Here is a 1,675-nt window from a genome sequence, read left to right on the forward strand (position 1 = left end):
CCCTCATCACAAGCGAAAATATGCTCGACGATTGACCGCCCTGACGGTAACATTTATTATTAAACAAGCTCTTAATAATGGTATGAAGAAAGTGATTTTGTTGGCAGTGCTGGCCGTGGCGGTTTTGGCGGCCTGGTGTTCCTGCACCTCCAGGGCCAATGCCGGAAATGCCGCTGACGTCGAGCAGACCGACTCGCTGCCTGTAGTGTATTATATAAAGGATATAAATCCTGAGAATCTGTTGAAGATATACCGTGCTCTTGGGCGCAATGTCGACGGCAATAATGTGGCTGTCAAAATATCTACCGGCGAATCGGGAAAAAGCAATCATTTGAGTCCCGCGCTTATCGCTCCTTTTGTCAACGAGGTGAAAGGTACGATTGTGGAGTGTAACACCGCATATGGCGGCAACCGTTCTACTACCGCCGACCATCTCAAGGCAGCCGAGGAGCATGGCTATACGGCTATCGCGAAAGTTGATATCATGGATGCCGACGGCGACACCGCTATTGTTGTCGACGGTGGTCTGCGTCTTGATAAAAACCTTGTCGGACGCCATCTTGCCGATTATGATTTTCTCGTTGTTCTGTCCCATTTCAAGGGGCATGCCATGGGAGGATTCGGCGGCGCGCTGAAAAATGTGGCTATCGGAATTGCCTCGGCCGACGGCAAAGCCTATGTGCACTCTGCCGGAAAGGTTTCCGACCCGGCCGTGCTGTGGGATAACATTGCCGAGCAGACAGCGTTTCTTGAATCGATGGCCGACGCATGCAAATCGGTGTTTGATATGTATGGCGATAAAAAGCTGTTTATCAACGTGGCCAACCGTCTGTCGGTAGATTGCGACTGCAACGGTAATCCCGATGCTCCAGAGATGGGCGACATAGGCATACTTGCCTCTCTCGACCCCGTGGCTCTTGACCGCGCATGTGTCGACATGGTTGTCAACTCAGATGACCCCGGTAAGGCCGCGCTGATTGAGCGTATCAATTCGAGGCAGGGTACACATATCCTCGATGCTGCCGAAAAACTCGGCATCGGCTCTCAGAAGTACACTCTGGTGACTTTGGAATAAGACCCCGTTCCCCAGCGTTAACAAATATTGGTGAACGGGGTCTAAAAGTACACTGATTGAATATATTATCGTCCGTTTTTTTGTGGAATTCTACAAAAAAAACGGACGATAATGCTTGGATATCACTTGCAAAATCAGTAACTTTGTGGGCAATTTTTCCGCACGGGCTCGTAGAAGAAGGCTTCGAAGCCTCGCCTGACGGAGTTAACCATCATTACATTAATAAGTTAAATGTACGCAATTGTAGAAATTCAGGGACAGCAGTTCAAGGCTGAGGCCGGCAAGTTCCTGTATGTTCACTATCTCGGCGATGACAAGAAAGAGGGTGAGACCGTAGAGTTTGACCGCGTTCTCCTCGTAGACGCCGACGGTGACGTTAAGGTCGGTGCTCCTACCGTTGAAGGAGTAAAGGTAGTATGCGAAGTAGCCGTTCCCCTCGTGAAGGGCGATAAGGTTATCGTATTCAAGAAGAAGCGCCGCAAAGGCTATCGCCGCAAAAACGGCCATCGCCAGTGCTTCACCAAAGTGGTAATCAAAGAAATTGCTTAACCCCTAAATCTTAAAAGAAAATGGCACATAAAAAAGGTGTAGGTAGTTCAA

At 49.3% G+C, this 1,675-nt stretch carries 2 protein-coding genes; both read left to right on the plus strand.

Translation table 11 applies throughout. The annotated features are described in order from the left end of the window. The first annotated feature begins 82 nt into the window (after positions 1 to 82). Positions 83 to 1,075, plus strand: coding sequence for a DUF362 domain-containing protein (locus K2I50_RS04735; protein ID WP_301025075.1), 993 nt, complete (start codon positions 83 to 85; stop codon positions 1,073 to 1,075). Positions 1,076 to 1,306: 231 nt separating this feature from the next. Then, positions 1,307 to 1,624 (plus strand): 50S ribosomal protein L21, encoded by a 318-nt coding sequence (gene rplU / locus K2I50_RS04740; protein WP_123477474.1) that lies wholly within the window; start codon positions 1,307 to 1,309, stop codon positions 1,622 to 1,624. Positions 1,625 to 1,675 lie beyond the last annotated feature (51 nt).

This window comes from Muribaculum sp., assembly GCF_029051885.1.
GTDB lineage: Bacteria > Bacteroidota > Bacteroidia > Bacteroidales > Muribaculaceae > Muribaculum.